14 protein-coding genes and 1 pseudogene are annotated in these 17,935 nt (G+C 66.4%); 6 read left to right on the forward strand and 9 right to left on the reverse strand.

The annotated features are described in order from the left end of the window. Positions 1 to 152 precede the first annotated feature (152 nt). The gene (locus tag IY716_RS02210) at positions 153 to 620 is read left to right on the forward strand and encodes a hypothetical protein (RefSeq protein ID WP_218220007.1); all 468 of its coding nucleotides are present in this window, start codon (positions 153 to 155) and stop codon (positions 618 to 620) included. Between the two features lie 68 nt (positions 621 to 688). Here the strand turns inward: IY716_RS02210 and IY716_RS02215 are convergent, their stop codons facing one another. The 3 genes from IY716_RS02215 to IY716_RS02225 form a co-directional block, all read right to left on the reverse strand. Continuing rightward, positions 689 to 2,179 carry an NCS2 family permease gene (locus IY716_RS02215; RefSeq protein ID WP_218220008.1) on the reverse strand — a complete coding sequence of 497 codons (1,491 nt, stop codon included), beginning with the start codon at positions 2,177 to 2,179 and terminating at the stop codon, positions 689 to 691. Positions 2,180 to 2,243: 64 nt separating this feature from the next. Next, the gene (locus tag IY716_RS02220) at positions 2,244 to 2,564 is read right to left on the reverse strand and encodes a hypothetical protein (RefSeq protein ID WP_218220009.1); all 321 of its coding nucleotides are present in this window, start codon (positions 2,562 to 2,564) and stop codon (positions 2,244 to 2,246) included. Between the two features lie 115 nt (positions 2,565 to 2,679). Beyond that, positions 2,680 to 3,585, reverse strand: a complete 906-nt coding sequence (locus tag IY716_RS02225; RefSeq protein WP_218220010.1) for an oxidoreductase — start codon at positions 3,583 to 3,585, stop codon at positions 2,680 to 2,682. Positions 3,586 to 3,768: 183 nt separating this feature from the next. Here IY716_RS02225 and IY716_RS02230 point away from each other — a divergent pair, with 183 nt between their 5' ends. The 3 genes and pseudogenes from IY716_RS02230 (at position 3,769) to IY716_RS02240 (ending at position 6,619) form a co-directional block, all read left to right on the forward strand. Beyond that, positions 3,769 to 4,233, forward strand: coding sequence for a hypothetical protein (locus IY716_RS02230; protein ID WP_218220011.1), 465 nt, complete (start codon positions 3,769 to 3,771; stop codon positions 4,231 to 4,233). Then, complete coding sequence (locus tag IY716_RS02235) at positions 4,233 to 4,430, forward strand: helix-turn-helix transcriptional regulator (protein ID WP_218220012.1); 198 nt, start codon at positions 4,233 to 4,235, stop codon at positions 4,428 to 4,430. The genes IY716_RS02230 and IY716_RS02235 overlap by 1 nt, the downstream gene beginning before the upstream one ends. 67 nt (positions 4,431 to 4,497) lie before the next feature. Further along, positions 4,498 to 6,619, forward strand: a pseudogene (locus tag IY716_RS02240) (heavy metal translocating P-type ATPase). Between the two features lie 57 nt (positions 6,620 to 6,676). On the opposite strand, the gene IY716_RS02245 reads toward IY716_RS02240, so the two are convergent. Together IY716_RS02245 and IY716_RS02250 are read right to left on the reverse strand one after the other, a co-directional pair. Beyond that, on the reverse strand, positions 6,677 to 7,882 hold the full coding sequence (locus IY716_RS02245; protein ID WP_218220013.1) for an MFS transporter: 1,206 nt from the start codon (positions 7,880 to 7,882) through the stop codon (positions 6,677 to 6,679). A gap of 7 nt (positions 7,883 to 7,889) precedes the next feature. Further along, a complete protein-coding gene (locus IY716_RS02250; protein ID WP_192590587.1) occupies positions 7,890 to 8,363 on the reverse strand; it encodes an Lrp/AsnC family transcriptional regulator in 474 nt (157 codons plus the stop codon). 453 nt (positions 8,364 to 8,816) lie between these two features. On the opposite strand from IY716_RS02250, the gene IY716_RS02255 reads away from it, so the two are divergent. Beyond that, positions 8,817 to 9,518, forward strand: coding sequence for a transglycosylase family protein (locus tag IY716_RS02255; RefSeq protein WP_218220014.1), 702 nt, complete (start codon positions 8,817 to 8,819; stop codon positions 9,516 to 9,518). Between the two features lie 116 nt (positions 9,519 to 9,634). Then, positions 9,635 to 10,825: a glycoside hydrolase family 26 protein gene (locus tag IY716_RS02260; RefSeq protein WP_255316397.1), complete on the forward strand. Its 1,191-nt coding sequence runs from the start codon at positions 9,635 to 9,637 to the stop codon at positions 10,823 to 10,825. A 79-nt stretch (positions 10,826 to 10,904) separates the two neighbouring features. Here the strand turns inward: IY716_RS02260 and IY716_RS02265 are convergent, their stop codons facing one another. The 4 genes from IY716_RS02265 to leuS all read right to left on the reverse strand — a co-directional run bounded on the left by IY716_RS02265 (position 10,905) and on the right by leuS (position 17,826). After that, on the reverse strand, positions 10,905 to 13,310 hold the full coding sequence (locus tag IY716_RS02265; RefSeq protein WP_218220015.1) for a ComEC/Rec2 family competence protein: 2,406 nt from the start codon (positions 13,308 to 13,310) through the stop codon (positions 10,905 to 10,907). Next, positions 13,307 to 14,146 carry a ComEA family DNA-binding protein gene (locus IY716_RS02270; protein ID WP_218220016.1) on the reverse strand — a complete coding sequence of 280 codons (840 nt, stop codon included), beginning with the start codon at positions 14,144 to 14,146 and terminating at the stop codon, positions 13,307 to 13,309. Before IY716_RS02270 ends, IY716_RS02265 begins: the two co-directional genes overlap by 4 nt. Before the next feature lie 169 nt (positions 14,147 to 14,315). Then, on the reverse strand, positions 14,316 to 15,302 hold the full coding sequence (locus tag IY716_RS02275) for a DegV family protein (RefSeq protein WP_218220017.1): 987 nt from the start codon (positions 15,300 to 15,302) through the stop codon (positions 14,316 to 14,318). A gap of 7 nt (positions 15,303 to 15,309) precedes the next feature. Beyond that, positions 15,310 to 17,826 (reverse strand): leucine--tRNA ligase, encoded by a 2,517-nt coding sequence (gene leuS, locus IY716_RS02280; protein WP_218220018.1) that lies wholly within the window; start codon positions 17,824 to 17,826, stop codon positions 15,310 to 15,312. Positions 17,827 to 17,935: the final 109 nt, after the last annotated feature.

Genomic DNA, 17,935 nt, shown 5'->3' on the forward strand with positions numbered 1-17,935 from the left:
ACGACGGCGGCGTTTTTCGCAATGGGTGAACGACCTTTGCTTCTCATCTGGCTTCTCCTTTGAACAGCGTTTACAACGCCGAAAGCACCGGCTCGATTCAGCAGCTTGGCCCCACAGCAAAGGGCATATTTGCGATTGATACGCTGAACACGATGAGCAATTCTTCGAGTCAACTGATCTCCGACGTCGGGTTGAATCGACGCGTCTCAGTCCCCCTCTTCGTGATCCTGGGACTCAGCGCCCTGCCCGCACTCCTCTTCGCTCCCCCAGGCGTCGGAATCAGCGTCCTGGTGCTGAATCTCATCATCGGTTCGGCGGTCGCTTTCCTGCGCGTGAAGATCAGCGCCGCCGAAGATGGCCTGCACGCCAGCTGCATGAGGATTTTTCGGGTGAGTTTCCGCTGGGCCGAGATCACCGCCGTGGAGGAAGGACGGGAGACCGGTGTCCTCGAAGGCGCCGGCTACCGGGTTCTTCCCGGGGGCAGGGTGGGCCTCCTCGTGGGTGGCCCCACCCTCGAGATCCGGGATGCACGCAGGTCCTACGTCCTAAGCGTCGCGGATCCAGAAAGCGTCATCACTGAAGTTCGCCGACGCCTCGACGCCGCGGGAGCAGCGCGCTGATTCGTCGGTAGCACCTGCGTGTACGAGCTGGTCCCGCCGGCCAACCGAAGTGCGCGCGCCTTTGGGGCTCAGCCGACACCAAGCGCGCTCTGGATGGGCCCGGAGATGAAGTAGAGCACGAACAGGACCGCCGTGACATACATCAGCGGATGGACCTCGCTCCATTTGCCGCGGAAGACCTTGATCGCCACATAACTGATGAATCCGGCGCCGATGCCGTTGGTAATCGAGTAGGAGAAGGGCATGACCACGATGGTCATGAAGGCGGGGATCGCCATCTCGATGTCGGTCCAGTCGATGCGCACGATCTGCTGCATCATCAGGAAGCCGACCAGCACCAGGGTGGCCGAGGCCGCCTCGGTGGGGATCACGGCCGCCAGTGGGGCCAGCACGATCGTGGCGAGGAAGAGCACACCGGTGACCACATTGGCGAAGCCGGTGCGCGCGCCGTCGCCCACACCGACCGTGGACTCGATGAATCCGGAGTTCACTGAGGTGGAGCCCACGCCGCCACCGATGGTGCCCACCGCGTCGGCGACCATGATGCGGCGAGAATGCGGGATGTCGCCGTCGGCGTCCTTGATCCCCCCGGCATTGGAGACGCCGACCATGGTGCCCAGCAGGTCGAAGAAGTTGGCCAGCAGCAGCGTGAAGATCGCCAGCGTGGCCGCCACCACGCCGATGCTCTGCCAGGAGCCCAGCAGGTTGAAGTCACCCAGCAGGCTCAGGTCGGGCATGGTCAACCAGTCCTGGTTCAGCGTGGGCACGGTCAGGCCCCAGCCGTAGGGGTTCTCGGTGCCGTCCGCAGCGGTTTTCGGCCCGATGCTGAACACCGATTCCAGCGTGATGGCCAGGACGGTGGCACCCACGATCGAGTACAGGATCGCGCCGCGAATCTTGGCGGCCCACATGGCGAAGAGGGCGAACATCGCGATGAGGAAGATCAGGATGGGCCAGCCATAGAGCGAGCCGCCGACGCCGAGCTCCAGTCCGGTGCCGCCGTTGTTCTGGATGAAACCGGCGTTGACCATGCCGATCAGCGCGATGAACAGTCCGATCCCCACACTGATGGCGGTCTTCAGCGCCCCTGGAACGGCGTTGAAGATCGCCGAGCGGAATCCGGTGAGCACCAGGATCAGCAGGATGAAGCCTTCGATGACCACGAGCCCCATCGCGTCGGCCCAGGTCATCCCCGGCAGCACCACGATGCCGTAGGTGATGAAGGCGGACAGCCCCAGCGAGGAAGAGACCGCCATCGGGAATTTGCCGATCACGCCCATCAGAATGGTCATCAGACCCGAGATCAGCGAGGTGGCAGCAGCGACGGCGGGCAGATTCGGCTCCGAGCCGCCGCCCAGGAAATTGCCGGTTGAGTCTGCGGAGGCGCCGATGATCAGCGGGTTGAGCACGATGATGTAGGACATCGCGAAGAAGGTCGCCAGGCCGCCGCGCACCTCGCGTCCGATGCTCGAGCCGCGCTCTGTGATGTGGAAATAGCGGTCGAAGCGGCCGTGGGGCGTCGGCGTCGAGGACTGGGAGGCGGGGGTCTGAGTGCTCACGGGGCACTACCCTATGGCCAGGCGTGGGATTCCGACCAGCGGAACCTGTCCGGCGAGACCAGGGTCACGCCGGGATGTCCTGCCGGCGCTGCTCGCGATGGACTCTCCCGTTGTGCAACACGCCCGCCAACAGGTGAGGCAGGAAAGCCACGAAGGGCACGAACGCCCCGAAGGTTCCCACGGCTTGGATCCAGAAGTACATGCTGCAGATGCTGACCAGGCTGCCGAGCACCTGGAGGCCATACGCCTTCCGTGAACCACGAACGTAACTGCCGAAAAGTAATGGACGACGACGATCCGGCGTCGCAGCACCGGCCACCAGGGCAGACCACAGCAACAGAGCTGCACCGGCGATCAGGAGCAACGAACCGAACAAGACATCCATCGCTCCATCGCATCAATGTGCGACGTCCTCGGTCAATACCAGGGACTCATCAGCGCTATATCGTTGCTTTCTCCTGGTGGTGGCGCCGCTCCCGATTCAGATCGCTCGGTGACGATTACGCGAAGTCAGACCGGCTCCGGAGGCCGAAGCCGACGCCGGTGAGCTCCTCGGAAACCTCCCACAGCCGCCGCGCCAGCTCGGGGTCGGCTGCTTTGTCTGAGCGCCCCACCATGGTGGGGTATCCCTGGAGCTCACCGCGCCCGTCGGGACCGATATAGCTCGCCCCGGGGAGATCCTGCGTCGCGGCGTAGAGGGACGGCAGCGCTCCCTGCTCGCTGGTCTGAGCGAAGAGGCGGCCGGCCAGATTCACCGCGGAGACGAGAAGCTTGCTCCGTCCCTGGGTGCCGAGATTGGTGGCGGCGTAGCCCGGATGCGCCGCCAGCGACAGCACCGGAGAATCGACCTCCTCCAAGCGGTGCTGCAGTTCAAGCGTGAACAGCAGATTCGCCAGCTTGGACTGCCCATAGGCCTGCGGGAGGGAGTACCTGCGCTGACTCAGCTCCAGGTCGTCGAAGTGGATATGACCTGCCTTGTGCGCTCCGGAGGAAAGTGTGACGACTCGATCCGTGGTGTGAGGCAGGACAAGATTGGTCAGTGCGAAGTGACCCAGGTGGTTGGTGCCGAACTGCATGTCGAAGCCGTCCTTGGTGCGGGCGCCGCGGCCCCCCGCGACTCCGGCGTTGTTCACCAGGACATCGATCGAGCCGGTCCAGGACTGCGCGAACGCTCTCACCGAGGCCAGATCGGCGAGGTCGAGCTCTCGCACCTCAGTGCTGCCGTTCATGGTCCGGGCCGCATCCTGACCACGCCGCGTATTGCGGACCGCGAGCACCACATGGGCTCCTGCCTGGGCCAAAGCACTCGCCGTCGCCAACCCCACTCCGCTGGTGGCACCGGTGACGACTGCAGTTCTGCCCTGCATCTGAGGCATATCCGCTGCGGACCAAGGCTGTGTACTCATCATCTGAGACTACTGACCAGCTACAAGAGGAAGAAACTCCCCCGACGACTGTGCAGCCTCGACTGAACTGGTGTCACCAACGATAGTCAAGTGACCTTGACATGCGGCGGCCCAAATGTAAAGCTTCTTTGACATTGGACATACAGTAGAAGGAGCACCCTGCTCCGTGGACGAGGAGGCGACATGGAAAACAGCACGATGAAGCGGAGTCGCTGGGGACGCTCGCGCTTCGGTGGCAGCTCCGCCGTCTTGGTCAGCGTCTCACTGGGCATCGGCGCTGCCATCTCTGCAGCGGCGGGTGCCCTCTTCGTAACGCTCAGCGACAGCGAGCGCCCAATCCTCGCCTTCGCCCTGATGGTCACGTTGACCCTCCCCACTGCAGCTGCCCTGGGTTGGGCGCTGCTCGTGGATCGCGCCACTCTCATTGGCGCCGCCGACAAGCCTGAGGATTCCATCGAGTCGACCTGGTATGACAAGGCCGCGAGCGGGGCCTTCGGGGACATACTGCTCGTGGGTGGCCTTGGGGCAGGAGGCTTCGCGCTGACCTGGATCGAGGGCCCTCTCACCTGGGCTCTCTCCGGCCTGGTCCTGTTCGCCATGCTCGATTTCGCCGCGCGCTACCAGTGGCTGAAGAAAGCCGCAGCCTGATGCAGAACTCACTCGCGCAGCGTCGACAGGGCCTCGGGTGGTCTCAACAGCAGCTGGCCGATGAGCTCGGGGTTTCGCGTCAAACCATCATCTCGATCGAGAAGGGCCGCTACGACCCATCGCTTCCGGTGGCATTCAGGCTCGCCGCCGTCTTTGAATGTGCCATCGAAGAGCTGTTCACCCCAGAGTCCTCTTGACCGCCTCACCCCAGACCGTGGCGAGCATGCCCTTGAGTTATACCCCCATGGGGTATATAGATAGAACATGACCTCTCCCCACACAGCCGCACACCACGACGGTCCTCCGGACGCCGCCACCCCGGATCAGGCCAAGGGACACGGAGAGCACCGTGACCACGAGCAGTCCGGCGGGCACGAACACCATGGCAGCCATGACAGTCACGGCGGACATGGCGATCACGTAGGTCAGTTTCGCCGGCTGTTCTGGATCATGCTTGTGCTGGCTGTGCCCGTCGTCGGTTTCAACGACATGTTCGCTGACCTCATCGGCTATAGCCTCCCCGAGGCACACTGGGTCTGGTGGGTCTCCCCCGTGCTGGGAACGGTCGTCTACTTCTGGGGCGGCTGGCCCTTTCTCAGCTCGGGTCTGGGCGAGGCCCGCACCCGTAAGCCCGGGATGATGCTGCTCATCGCCCTGGCGCTGACCGTCGCGTTCATCGCCTCCTGGGGTGCCACCCTGCGACTGCTGGACCACGAGCTGAACTTCTGGTGGGAGCTGGCTCTGCTGGTGGTCATCATGCTGCTGGGCCACTGGATCGAAATGCGATCGCTCGCGCAGACCACCTCCGCCCTGGACTCTCTCGCCGCCCTGCTGCCGGATGAGGCGGAGAAGGTCGACGGCGAAGAGACTGTCACCGTCTCCCCTGCCGAGCTGGAGGTGGGCGACGTCGTCGTCGTCCGTCCCGGCGCTGCTGTTCCTGCGGATGGGCGGATCACCGACGGTTCGGCGAGCATGGACGAATCGATGGTCACCGGTGAATCGCAGCCGGTGCGTCGCGAGAAGGGTGATCAGGTCGTCGCCGGCACCGTGGCCACCGACTCAGGGCTGCGCGTGGAGATCACCGCCACCGGTGATGACACCTCCCTGGCGGGCATCCAGAAGCTTGTCAGCGATGCCCAAGGCTCCTCCTCCCGCGCTCAGCGACTGGCGGACAAGGCGGCGGCATGGCTGTTCTGGTTCGCCACTCGGCGCCGCGCTCATCACCGCGATCGTCTGGTCCCTGGTCGGCCTTCCGGACAGCGCCGTGGTGCGCACGATCACCGTCTTGGTGATCGCCTGTCCCCACGCACTGGGTCTTGCCATCCCGCTGGTCGTCTCCATCGCCACCGAGCGCGCTGCCCGCGGCGGGGTGCTGGTGAAGGATCGCCTCGCACTGGAATCGATGCGCACGGTGGACACCGTGCTCTTCGACAAGACCGGAACCCTGACCAAGGGAGAGCCGACGGTCACCGCCGTCGCAGCTCGGGGCGAGCGCAGCGAAGAGGACGTGCTCGCACTCGCGGCCGCCGCCGAGTCCGACAGCGAACATCCGCTGGCCCGAGCAATCCTCGGCGCCGCGCAGGCCCGCGAGCTCCACGTGGCCGGCGCTCGAGACTTCTCCTCCTCCCCGGCCGTCGGGGTCAGGGCCGAGGTGGACGGCGCGGTCATCGAGGTGGGCGGCCCCCATCTCCTGGCGCAGCGTGAGGTCGACGAGCTCGAGGTGGCTCAGGGCTGGAGGGATCAGGGCGCGATCATCCTGCATGTGCTCGCCGACGGCGTCGTCATCGGCGCGCTGCGCCTGGCCGACGAGGTCCGCGCCGAATCCCGGGACGCCGTGGAGGAGCTGCACGCCCGAGGCGTTCAGGTGGTCATGATCACCGGGGATGCGCAGGCCGTCGCGGACACCGTCGCATCCGAGCTCGACATCGACCGGGTCTTCGCGGGAGTGAGGCCCGAGGACAAGGCGGCCAAGGTCGCGGAGCTCCAGGAGGAGGGACGCACGGTCGCCATGGTCGGCGACGGCGTCAACGATGCGCCTGCGCTGGCCCAGGCCGACGTCGGCATCGCCATCGGCGCCGGCACCGACGTCGCCATCGGCTCCGCTGGCGTCATCCTTGCCTCCTCCGACCCCCGCTCGGTGCTCTCGGTCATCGAGCTCTCCCGAGCCACCTACCGGAAGATGAAGCAGAACCTGTGGTGGGCCGCCGGTTACAACCTCGTCTCGGTTCCGCTGGCCGCCGGCGTCCTCGCCCCGGTCGGCTTCGTGCTGCCCATGAGCGTCGGGGCGCTGTTGATGTCTGCCTCCACGGTGGTGGTCGCACTGAACGCGCAGACGCTGCGCCGGCTCGACCTGAGGCCGGCGGCCAATGGTGCTCACCAGAGGTGAGCGACTGTGCTTGGTCCAGCGGCAGGGCACTGCGACCCAGGACCCAAGAACTCCACGTCAGAGCACGTCGACCCGGCGGCCGGCGAAAGAGCCGACCAACGCCATCGCCAGGATCGCCGCGACGGTGATCCAGAGCACCGGAGACCAGGAGTCGGTCACTTCGAAGAGCGTCCCAGCGAGCAGCGGCCCCACCGCCGCCAGCAGGTAGCCGACACCCTGCGCCATTCCAGAGAGCCTGCTGGCTTCAGCCGAGGTGCGGGCTCGCATGCTGATCAAGGTCAATCCGACCAGGAGGTTGCCCCCGGAGGCGAAGCCGGCGATCAGCGCCCAGGCCGGCATGGCGGAGGGGACCAGCAGCATGCCCAGGACACCGACCAGCATGATCCCCGCCAGCGCCAGCAGAGTCAGCCGCTGATCCGCTGCGCGCTGCATCACGGCTCCGACGACCAGGCTCGCTGCGATCCCGATGGCCTGGTAGGCGCCCAGCCACAATCCCGCACTGGCTTCGGAGAACCCATGCGAGGTCTGGATCGCTGGGAACCAGGTGAGCATCAGATAGAAGATTCCTGACTGCAGGGCAAAGTACCCCGTGACCTGCCAGGCCACGGCGGAGCGCCACATCGAACCGCCCGGAGGTTCCGGAGTGACGAGCTGGGGCCCCGTCGCCAAAGAGGCATCCCGGCGCGCACGCCGCAGCCGGGTGCTCCAGACTCCGGCGGAGATCAGGGCGAGGATCGCGGAGGCACCAAGCGTCAGCTCCCAGCCGTGGGCGGCCGCCACGGGTACCGCGGTGCCGGAGGCGACGGCGGCGCATCCGACGAGCACGGCCGTGTAGAGCCCGGTCACGGCCGGCACGCGGCCTGGGAAGTCACGTTTGACCACAGCGGGCACCAGCACATTGCCCACCCCGATGGCGGCACTGAGGAGGATGGTCCCGGCGAAGAGCGAGAAGTCCCCGAGCGGCAGGGACCGCAGCAGGGTTCCCGCCGCCAGGAACAGCAGGGCGAAGAAGATGCTGCGCTCCAATCCCCAGCGACGGGCGGCGGCCGCGACGAACAGCGCCACGACGCCGAAACCCACCGCAGGTATCGCACCCAGCAGTCCCAGCGCGGCGGGCCCCAGGCCCGTATCGTCACCGATCCGCTCGATCAGCGGGCCCACCGCGGTGATGGCGGGACGCAGATTGGCAGCCACGATGAGCACCGTGACCAGCAGCATCAGCTGAGACGGGCCCCGCACAGAGGACCGTGTGGCGTCACTCATGCTCGACTCACTCGTCGAAGGACTTTCCTGTGTTCAGATGCGGCCGCTGACTTTTGATGATCTTCATCGGGAACGCAGAGTCCGTGCCCTGCACGCCGGGGATGGTCAGCACCTTCTTGGTGAGGAATCTCTCATAGGCATGCAGATCCGCCACGGCCACGCGGACGAAGTAGTCGGGCGATCCGAAGAGGCGGAGCAGCTCGAGAACCTCCTCATAGCTGGCCATAGTGTTCTCGAAGCGCTCAACGGTCTCGCGGTCGCCCCATTTGAGCTCGATGTCCAGCCCGACCTCAAAGGACTGACCCAGCGCCTCCGGATTGATATCCGCGGTATAGCCGAGAATCACGCCGTCGGCCTCGAGTCGTTGGACTCTGCGCAGGCAGGGCCCAGCGGTCAGGCCCACCTTCTGTGCCAGAGCGGCGTTGGAGATGCGTCCATCCTCACGCAACGCGGCAATGATTGCCCGATCCACACTGTCCATGGGGTGATTCTTGCACCAGACAGCATCACATGGGGTGGGATGGCGCAGAATTCCCACATCGTGGAAAGCTGCGGGGAGTGACTGACAGTGCCCGGCAGGGCGTGATCCGGCACTCACATGTTTTTCACAGAAACGTTGATAACGGGTAGATAACGGGCCTGCTTCCGCGTGATTTCAGTGTTTATGGGCGTCCCCACCGCCCATCCCCCCGGTTGACGCAATCAAAACGAGACCTTTTACTAGTACATGGACATCTTCTGTGATGTCGCTGTGATTACTGGGTCTCCGTTCCCAGGCCCCTCCAGTGACATTCACGGAAGCACCGGAGTCGGCGCCCCACCACCGTCCATACCGACTCAGGTGAATATTGACCGCCACACGTTATGAAGGCGGACGGTGACACGAGGACGGCCCGGGAGGGTCACGAGTGCAGGGACTTCGGGACTGAACCTCATGCAGACCAAGCAGACTTTCAAGAAGGCTCTCGGCGGCGGACTTGCCGTGGCCACTCTGGCCGGCGCAGGCGTCATCGCTCAGGCCCCCGCAGCAAGCGCGGCTTCCCAGTGGGATCAGCTCGCACAGTGCGAGTCCGGTGGCAACTGGTCCATCAACACCGGCAACGGCTACTACGGTGGCCTGCAGTTCTCCCAGCAGTCCTGGCAGGCAGTGGGCGGCTCCGGCCTCCCCAGCCAGGCCAGCAAGTCTGAGCAGATCAGCCGCGCCCACCAGCTGTGGGAGGCACAGGGCTGGGGCGCATGGCCCTCCTGCTCCGCACAGCTCGGCCTCTCCGGCAACCCGGGCGGCGGCGGATCCCCCGCTCCGGCTCCAGAGCCAGAGCCAGAGCCCGCTCCGGTTCAGCAGGCTCCGCAGCAGCAGGCCCCTGCGCCAGCGCCGGCTCCCGAGCCAGCACCCGTGCAGCAGGCTCCGCAGACTGAGGTCCAGTCAGCTCCCGCCCCGCAGAGCGTCGAGCAGCCCAGCTCCGACGTACAGGTCTCGGGTGAGACCTACACCGTGCAGTCCGGCGACTCGCTCACCAGCATCGCCGCCGCACTGGGCGTCGACTGGAACGAGCTGTGGAGCGCCAACGGCGATCTCGTCGAGGATCCCAACCTGATCTTCGTCGGCGATCAGCTGAAGCTGCCCGTGGCCGGCTGATCCAGCCAGCATCACGACGTATCACTCAGGGGGTACCAGCTTGCGCTGGTGCCCCCTGAGTCGTGTTATGAATGATGTCACCTGCCGCGTCACCAGACTCTAGGGAGACACATCGCTTGCGACGCCGACTCAGCTTCCTTCACCCCGCACTGACCACAGCGACCGTGGGCGCTCTGGCTGTCGGCTGCTCCGGGCCGACCTCCCTGGGAAACGACCCCGAACCCCAGGGTTCCGAGCAGTGCGCGGTGCTCCCACCAGATCAGGCGCTGCCCGCAGACCGCACGACCTTCGGGGTGAATCCCGACTGGGCAGTCGAGACGCTCGAGGAGTTCGCCACCGTCACGGGTGTCGAGCCTGGCGCCGCTGTGCAGTTCATCGGCCTCCCGTTCAGCTCTGAAGATGCCCAGAATGTGCGGGCGGCGGCAGACCAGGTGGCGGCATTGGGAGGCGTGCTGGTGTTGACGCTCGAACCATACGAGGGCCTCGACGCCGTGACCGATGAATCCGTCCAGGAACTGACCGACCTGCTCTCAGAGGTCAATGGAAAACAGGTCCCGGTCCTGCTCCGCTTCGCCCACGAGATGAACGGCTCCTGGTACCCCTGGGGGCAGCAGCCCCAGGCCTTCATCGAAACTTTCCGGACCGTGGCCGCCGCAGTGCACGAGCAGACGCCGGCGACACAGATGATGTGGGCTCCGAACTACGGCGGTGGATACCCCTTCGCTGGTGGTCAGTACGCGCCCGAGGCTGGAACCGCAGATTTTGATGCGTTGGACACCGATCAGGATGGCGAGCTCACCGAAGCTGATGATCCGTACCAGCCCTACTACCCGGGGGATGACGCCGTCGACTGGGTCGGAATGACGCTCTACCACTGGGGCAGTGTCTACCCCTGGGGCGGCAATAATCTGCCCGAGACCGAAAAGTTCGCCGCGCAGCTGCGCGGGACCTATGACGGACTCGGAGGGGACGAGAGCGGTCTCCCTGACTTCTACGCGATCTATTCCGAGGAGCGCGACAAGCCGCTGGCCATCCCGGAGACTGCTGCGTTCGTGACCGAGGAGGCCAACTCCGATTACGCGCTGGAGATCAGGCGCGCGTGGTGGCAGCAGGTCTTTTCAGAGACCACGCGCTCAGAGTTTCCCAACATTCGGCTGATCAACTGGTTCAACTGGGACAAGCACGAGCCGGAGGCAGAGGGAATAGTCCGCTGGTCCATCACCTCAGATCAGCGCATCGCGGATGCGTTCCGCAGCGATCTGCCCGACTGGGTGACCACGGCCGAAGATGTCACCATCTGCCAGTAGCGCATCCGACGACCCATCCCTCGGTGAGAGTTCGCACCTGCGGGCACGGCCGGCAGATGCGGCGCTGTTCCCAGACTCTTCAGGGCAACGTTGAGGCCTCCAGGCCGTCCCGGTCCGCGCCGATCACCACGGTGCCGTGGATGTCCGTGCGGTACACGGCCGCACCCAGATCCTCCAGCGCGCGCAGGATCGACGCTCCCGGGTGGCCATAGCTGTTGTCTTCCCCCACCCCGATCAGCGCCACCTCGGGACGTGTCGCCTGAAGCAGCTCGGTCCCGCCGTTGGCGGCCCCGTGGTGGGCTACCTTCAGCAGATGAACCTCGGCGGGCAGGCCTTTGCCTCGGATCATGGCCGCCGCAGCCTCTTCCTCCATATCCCCGGTGGTGAGCAGCGTGAGCGGGTCCTGGGCGGATCCCACCACACCAGGGGGCAGCTCAGGATCGCTGATCTCGAAGAAGGCCACCAGGGAGTTGTCATTGGCCTCTGCGTGGTGCGTATCGGCGGACCAGACTCTCAACCGGACGGTCAGCTGTTCCGTATACGCCAGGGTGTCACCTGGCCGGGCGCGATGCACCGCCACGCTTGGAGGAAGTCCCGCGATCGCCGCGCTCTCAACGTCGAGGTCCCATTCTTCGCTGGCCGAGTAGAGCACCATATCGGGTTCGTCCTTCGCGATCACCCCCTCGACACCGCCATAGTGATCTCGGTGTTCGTGAGTGACCAGCAGCGCCTCCACGGTCTGGATCTCCAACTGCGCGAGACATGCCTCGGCCAGCGACGGGTCCTCCCCGGCATCGACCACGATCCCCGCCGATTCCTGGGTGCGCACCACCAGCATGTCCCCCTGACCGACATCGCACAGCGCGACCCGCCAAGCCGCGGGAAGCTCAGGCGACACCAGCACGGCGGCAGGCAGCACCACCGCCAACATTCCCCCCGCCGCGGCGGCGAAAACTGGTGCGTGCCAGCGCCGGAATCCTCCGACCAGGCCGATCCCCAGAATCACAGCCGCGCTGAGATAGAGAACGGTCAGCGCCACACCAAGTCCCTCTTGGGGCCACGGGGCCAGGGCCTGGGGAAGCGACGCCACAGCACGTCCGATGAGCCCCAGACATGCTGCGGCAAGTCCACTGCACCAGAGGATGACGATGGCGGCCCAGGGCAGCACCGTGGAAATGATCGCAGCGAAGGTTCCAGGGACCGTGACGAAGGGGACGAAGGGCGCAGCCAGAAGGTTCGCCGGCACCGCATAGGTGTTCACTCCCCCCGAGAGCGGAAGCAGCACGGGGATCACGAAGAGCTGGGCAGAGAAGGCCAACGCCAGCGGAGCAGCGATCCAAGCAGGCATGAGACGTTCGAGCCTCTCCTTGATTCGAGTCCCGACGATGACGATCCCGGCCGTGGCCGCTGCAGAAAGCTGGAAGGCAGGCTCCATGGCGTAGAACGGATCCATGATCAGCAGCCCCACCACGCAGACACAGAGCAGCGAGAATGCTGACCGTCCGCGACCCGCGAAGAGGGCCAGTGCCGAGATGCTGCCCATGACCCCTGCTCGTATCACGCTCGGCTCGGGGTGGACCAGGAACACGAAGAGCACCAGTCCGAGAAGCGCAACCGGCACGGTGGACCAGCGTGGAAGCCGCAGGAGTCGCACCAGACCCATCAGCGATCCCATCACCAGCGCACAGTTGGCTCCGCTGACCGCGGTCAGATGGCTCAGGCCCGCTTCGCGCATCGCCTCGCTGAGGTCGGCGTCCTGGCGAGTTCGATCTCCGAGGATCAGACCCGGCAGCAGGGCCGGAGCGTCTCCGAGCGCGTGGGCCGATGCCTCGGCCGTGCCGGCGCGCAGCCGATTGAAGATGTCTGCGATCTCGCTGCGGTCGTCGGTTGGAATCCGCGTCAGGTCCTCTCCGAAGGGGAATACCATCGCGCTCGCGCGTTCACCGGGATCCGTCGGTGAGAGTCGCACCAGACCCTGGTAGCGGTGCCCAGCGGTGAAGGGCTCCTCGTCTTCGGTGGCCGCCGCGAGTATGACCACCGGAGCGTCGACCAGAGTAGGGGCGGACTCTCCCGGCCACTGCGCCTGTTCCACCACGGCCTGGGCCAGGACCTGGTCCTCGCCGTCGAACCCCGTCCCCACCAGGGTTCTCGGCTGTCCCATGATTCTGACGGTCACGGTCACCGGCGCCTCGGACTGAACCGCTTCCTCCCAACCTCGGTCGCTCAACTCTCGACCCTGTGCGCCCGCAGTCAGCGCCACCAGGCCGGCCACGACGCAGCACAGCAGCACGTGCAGCGGCACGACGTCGGCGACAAGCCGGTTCAGCAGGCACGCCGTCGCGGTCAGCAGTGCCCCGGCCAGAACCAATGTCCAACCCAGTTGAAGTGCCTGTCCCCACTCGAGGTGAACCGCCGCCAACCCTGCCGCCCATGCCGACAGCGCCGTCGGAAGCAGTCGCAGGTCCAGGGGCCGGCGGTCCTTCACCAGGTGACCAGGCCTTCCACGTCGGCCAGGATGACCGGACCGATGCCGCTGACCGCGGCCAGCTCCTCCAGGGACCCGAAGGGTCCGTTGGTCTCCCGGTGGGCGATGATCCGCTCGGAGAGGGCGGGCCCGATTCCCGGCAGCTCGTCCAGGGTCTGGGCATCGGCGGTGTTGAGGTTGATCAGCTCGGTGGGTCCTTGGACCGAGGAGCCGGTCTGTTCCGGCGCCCGACCCACACCGGGCGCAGGATTCTGCGCCTGTCCCGGTGGCCCGGCGCCGCTCTTGAGCTCCTCTGGTGTGGGCACCCAGATCAACGTGCCGTCCTGTACCGGCGCCGCAAGGTTCAGTCCTCCCGCATCGGCCTCCTTGGTCATGCCTCCGGCCGCCTCGATCGCCTCGTGCACCCGGGATCCAGGAGGCAGCTCCACCACACCGGGAGCTTTGACCGCGCCGCTGACGTGCACCACCGATTCCCCGACCTCTTCGGTGCCGGACTCCGAGATGTTCAGACCTGCACTGTCCGGCGCTTGAGATGGCGCAGCACCATTTACGTGTCCGGGAGCATCCTCGGAGTCACCCCGCGCGGCCCCGGCGGACGCAGCACCATCGCCCGTCTCGGGCGCGCCCGTGACCAGCGTCGGCGGTTCCGGCACCGGCGCGGAGGCGGACCGCGTGCTCGTGGACCAGGAGACCGCCAGCCATGCGAGCAGGGCGATGACGATCACGATCACTGCGGTCAGTCGCATGCCGATGCGGGCGGGAGCGGCGTGGGCAGCCTCGCGCTGCGCCCGCAGGCGCTCCCGACGTGACAGCTCGTCCTCCGGCCATGCCTCCATGCGCTCAGGCTAGGGCGCGGCGGATCCAGCGCGGACGCGAACCTCGTCTCTGTGCGTGAGACCGCCCGGCGTCGTCGTGGGCACCGCGCTGGGGAAAACTCGCTCAGCGCTCAGTCGGGGAACAAGACCTCGCCGACGGGATCAGGGCGTGGGGGTCAGAGCGAGAGGATCAGGGCGTGGGGCTCAGCGAGACAGCAAGGGCCCCGAGACCGAGGTGTGCGCCCAGCGCGGGGGGAAGAGCAACCACGGGGATAGGCGTCGCGGAGAGGGGCTCCAGTGCTTCTGCAAGCTGCAGTGCCTGCAGATCGTTTCCGAATCCGTGGACGGCGATTCGGGGGAACTGCATCGACTGGGCCTGCTCGGTGACTCGCACCTGAAGCCGTTCCAGCGCGCGGACCATGGTGCGGGGGCGCTCCACAGGGTGGATCTCACCGTCGACCAGCTGCAGGAGCGGCTTGACCCAGAGCAGACCACCGATCAAGGTCGCCATGGCGTTGATCCGCCCGCCGCGGCGCAGCTGGTCCAGCTGAGACAGCACGAAGAGTGACTCCGAGTCCCGCGCGGTGCGGGCCGCCGACTCCGCCACCGCCGAGAGGGTTCCACCGAGCTGTGCGGTCATCGCGGCGTCGATCACGCTGTGACCCAGTGCGAGCCCCGCCTGCGCGGAGTCCACCACGGTCACCGGGAAGTCCAGCTGACCGGCGGCGAGACGCGCGGCCTCCACGGTCCCGGAGAGGCGGGCCGAGAGGTGGATCGAGACCACGCCGGCGTAGCCCTGGTCCTTGAGCTCCTGGTAGGACTCCAGCAGCCGGCCCGGCGAAGGGCGGGAGGTGCGCACCTCCGTGCCCTGGGCGAGGGCCAGCGGAAGGTCCCGGTCCAGTTCGGCGCTGGTCTCCGGGTAGATCTGTCCGCCGATCATCACCGGGATCGGCACGGCCACGATATTGGCGCCCACCTGGCCGAGCAGAACCTCCTGGGTGCGGCGATCCACCGGAAGCGAGCAGGAGGAATCCGTGACCACCGCGATCCGCCCCTTCTTGCGACGCAGATTCGGCTTGCGCCCCGGCAGCGCCGCTCGGCGGCGCAGCAGCTCCGCCTCGACGGCACTGCGCCATCGGGCCAGGCTCTGCTGGCAGCGTTCCGGCGGGGCGGTCATCGGCAACTCAGCCCGTCACGACGTTCACCAGCTTTGGGGCGCGCACGATCACCTTGCGCACTCCCCCGCCTTCGGTGATGTAGCGCTGGATCTTCGGCAGCGCCAGCGCCTGGGTCTGCAGCTCATCTTCTGTGATGTCTGCCGGAACCTCGATCTTGTCGCGCAGCTTGCCCTTGACCTGGATCACCGCGGTGACGGTGTCCTGCACGAGCAGCGACTCGTCCACAACCGGCCAGGACGAGTTCGCCACCGAGGGCTCGTGGCCGAGCATGGCCCACATGTCCTCGGCGGTGTAGGGCGCCACCAGGGAAAGGATCTGCGCGGTGACCTCAGCAGCCTCCCGCACGGCAGGATCGGCCGCGCCGGCGCCGGTGTCGATCTCCTTGCGCGCCGCGTTGACCAGCTCCATGACCCGTGCGATCACCACATTGAACTTCTTGTCCTCCACCAGGTGAGCGGCGTCCTGGACGGTACGGTGCGTGACTGCGCGCAGACCGGCCGCGCCGGTGGAGGGATCAACGCCCGTGGCGGAGGTGACGTCCTGGGCGACGCGCCAGGCGCGGGCCAGGAACTTCGCGGAGCCCGCTGGTGAGACGTCTGCCCAGTCCACGTCGTCCTCGGGCGGCCCGGCGAACACCATGGTCAGCCGCACAGCGTCCACTCCATAGGCGTCGAGCTGCTCGCCGAGATTCACGCCATTGCCCAAGGACTTGGACATGGCCTTGCCGCCGTTGAGCACCTGGCCCTGGTTCAGCAGCGCCTTGAACGGCTCGGTGAAGTTCACCAGGCCCAGGTCGAAGAGCACCTTGGTGAAGAAGCGTGAGTAGAGCAGGTGCAGGATGGCGTGTTCCACGCCGCCCACATACTGATCCACCGGGAGCCACTTGTTGATCTCCTCGCTCGGGAAGATCTCTTGGCTGTTGTTCGGGTCGATATAGCGCAGGTAATACCAGGAGGAGTCCACGAAGGTGTCCATGGTGTCGGTGTCGCGAGTGGCGGCTCCGCCGCAGGAGGGGCAGTCCACGTTGACCCAGTCAGCGGCTCCGGCCAGCGGAGACTTGCCCTTGGGCGCGAGCTGTTCGCCGCGCATGCCGGTGGGCAGCGTGACCGGGAGCTGGTCCTCGGGCACCGGGACCTCGCCGCAGGCCTGGCAGTGGATGATCGGGATCGGGGCACCCCAGAAGCGCTGGCGGGAGAGCAGCCAGTCGCGCAGCCGGTAGTTGACCTTGGCCTCGCCGACGCTGTTCTCAGCCAGCACCTCGATGGCGCGGGTGATCGCGGCGTCCTTGCCCAGGCCCTCCCAGGCCGGGGAGTTCACGGCCGTCCCTTCCCCGGCGGTGGCGGTGCCGGTCTCGGCGGGATCCTCATCCCCGGTGTCCACGACCACGCGGATCTGCAGTCCCATGGTCTTGGCGAACTCCAGGTCACGCTGGTCATGGGCGGGCACGCCCATCACCGCGCCGGTGCCGTAGTCGGCGAGCACGTAGTCCGAGGCCCAGAGCGGCAGCTCTTCGCCGGTGATCGGGTGGATCGCGTAGCGGCCCAGGAACACACCGGTGCGCTCCCGCTCGGCCGACTGGCGTTCGATGTCGGAGACGCTGCCCAGCGCCGCCCGGTAGGACTCCAGCTCGGCGCGCTGTCCTTCGGTGACCAGGTCCATGGCCAGGTCGGCGTCGGCGGCGACCACCATGAAGGTGACCCCGTAGAGCGTGTCAGGACGGGTGGTGAAGACCTCCACCGGGGCATGGTCTGCGCCGTCTGAAGCCGGCTTGATCTCATAGCGCACAGAGGCGCCGGTGGAACGCCCGATCCAGTTGCGCTGCATGGAGAGCACCCGGTCGGGCCAGTGGCCCTTGAGCTGTTCCATGTCTTCGAGCAGCCGGTCGGCGTAGTCGGTGATCTTGAAGTACCACTGGTTCAGAGACTTCTTGATCACCGCGGTGCCGCAGCGTTCACAGGCGCCGTCGACGACCTGCTCATTGGCCAGCACGGTCTGGTCCTTCGGGCACCAGTTGACCGGGGAGTCCTTCTTGTACGCGAGGCCCTTGTTGTAGAACTGCAGGAACAGCCACTGGGTCCACCGGTAGTAGGACTCATCCGAGGTGTGCAGCCGGCGGGTCCAGTCGGCGCTGATGCCGTAGCGCTTGAAGGAGGCCGCCTGGGTCTCGATGTTCGCGTAGGTCCAGTCGGCAGGGTGCGCATCGTTCTTGATCGCGGCGTTCTCGGCGGGCAGCCCGAAGGAGTCCCAGCCGATCGGGTGCAGCACGTTGTAGCCGCGCAGCCTCGCGTAGCGGGCCGGGATGTCGCCGATCGCGAAGGCCTCGGCGTGGCCCATATGCAGATCACCGGAGGGGTACGGGAACATGTCCAGCACGTACTTCTTCTCCCGCGTATCGGCAGGATCCACCACGAAGGTGCCCTGTTCCTCCCAGAGGGGCAGCCAGCGCGCTTCCATCTCCTGGAAGGAGTACAGCTTCTTCTCCCCACCCTCCGCGGCAGCGGATGGGGTAGCGGGCTGAGTCACAGCGGTCTCTGCTGCAGCGGTTTCGCGCGCGTTGCTCACCTGGGGGGCACCTCGTCGTCGATGGGTCGAGTCTTGGACCCGGCCAGTCTAATGGAGTTCGAAAGGTAGG

It is taken from the genome of Nesterenkonia sp. Act20 (genome assembly GCF_019173455.1).
In the GTDB taxonomy this organism is placed as follows: domain Bacteria; phylum Actinomycetota; class Actinomycetes; order Actinomycetales; family Micrococcaceae; genus Nesterenkonia.

What these genes read in the sequence shown, in the direction of transcription:
- IY716_RS02225 (WP_218220010.1), bottom strand. Translation starts at nt 3,585, where the DNA reads ATGAGTACACAGCCTTGGTCCGCAGCGGATATGCCTCAGATGCAGGGC.
- IY716_RS02245 (WP_218220013.1), bottom strand. Translation starts at nt 7,882, where the DNA reads ATGAGTGACGCCACACGGTCCTCTGTGCGGGGCCCGTCTCAGCTGATG.
- IY716_RS02250 (WP_192590587.1), bottom strand. Translation starts at nt 8,363, where the DNA reads ATGGACAGTGTGGATCGGGCAATCATTGCCGCGTTGCGTGAGGATGGA.
- IY716_RS02255 (WP_218220014.1), top strand. Translation starts at nt 8,817, where the DNA reads ATGCAGACCAAGCAGACTTTCAAGAAGGCTCTCGGCGGCGGACTTGCC.
- IY716_RS02275 (WP_218220017.1), bottom strand. Translation starts at nt 15,302, where the DNA reads ATGACCGCCCCGCCGGAACGCTGCCAGCAGAGCCTGGCCCGATGGCGC.
- IY716_RS02220 (WP_218220009.1), bottom strand. Translation starts at nt 2,564, where the DNA reads ATGGATGTCTTGTTCGGTTCGTTGCTCCTGATCGCCGGTGCAGCTCTG.
- IY716_RS02270 (WP_218220016.1), bottom strand. Translation starts at nt 14,146, where the DNA reads ATGGAGGCATGGCCGGAGGACGAGCTGTCACGTCGGGAGCGCCTGCGG.
- IY716_RS02230 (WP_218220011.1), top strand. Translation starts at nt 3,769, where the DNA reads ATGGAAAACAGCACGATGAAGCGGAGTCGCTGGGGACGCTCGCGCTTC.
- IY716_RS02235 (WP_218220012.1), top strand. Translation starts at nt 4,233, where the DNA reads ATGCAGAACTCACTCGCGCAGCGTCGACAGGGCCTCGGGTGGTCTCAA.
- IY716_RS02210 (WP_218220007.1), top strand. Translation starts at nt 153, where the DNA reads ATGAGCAATTCTTCGAGTCAACTGATCTCCGACGTCGGGTTGAATCGA.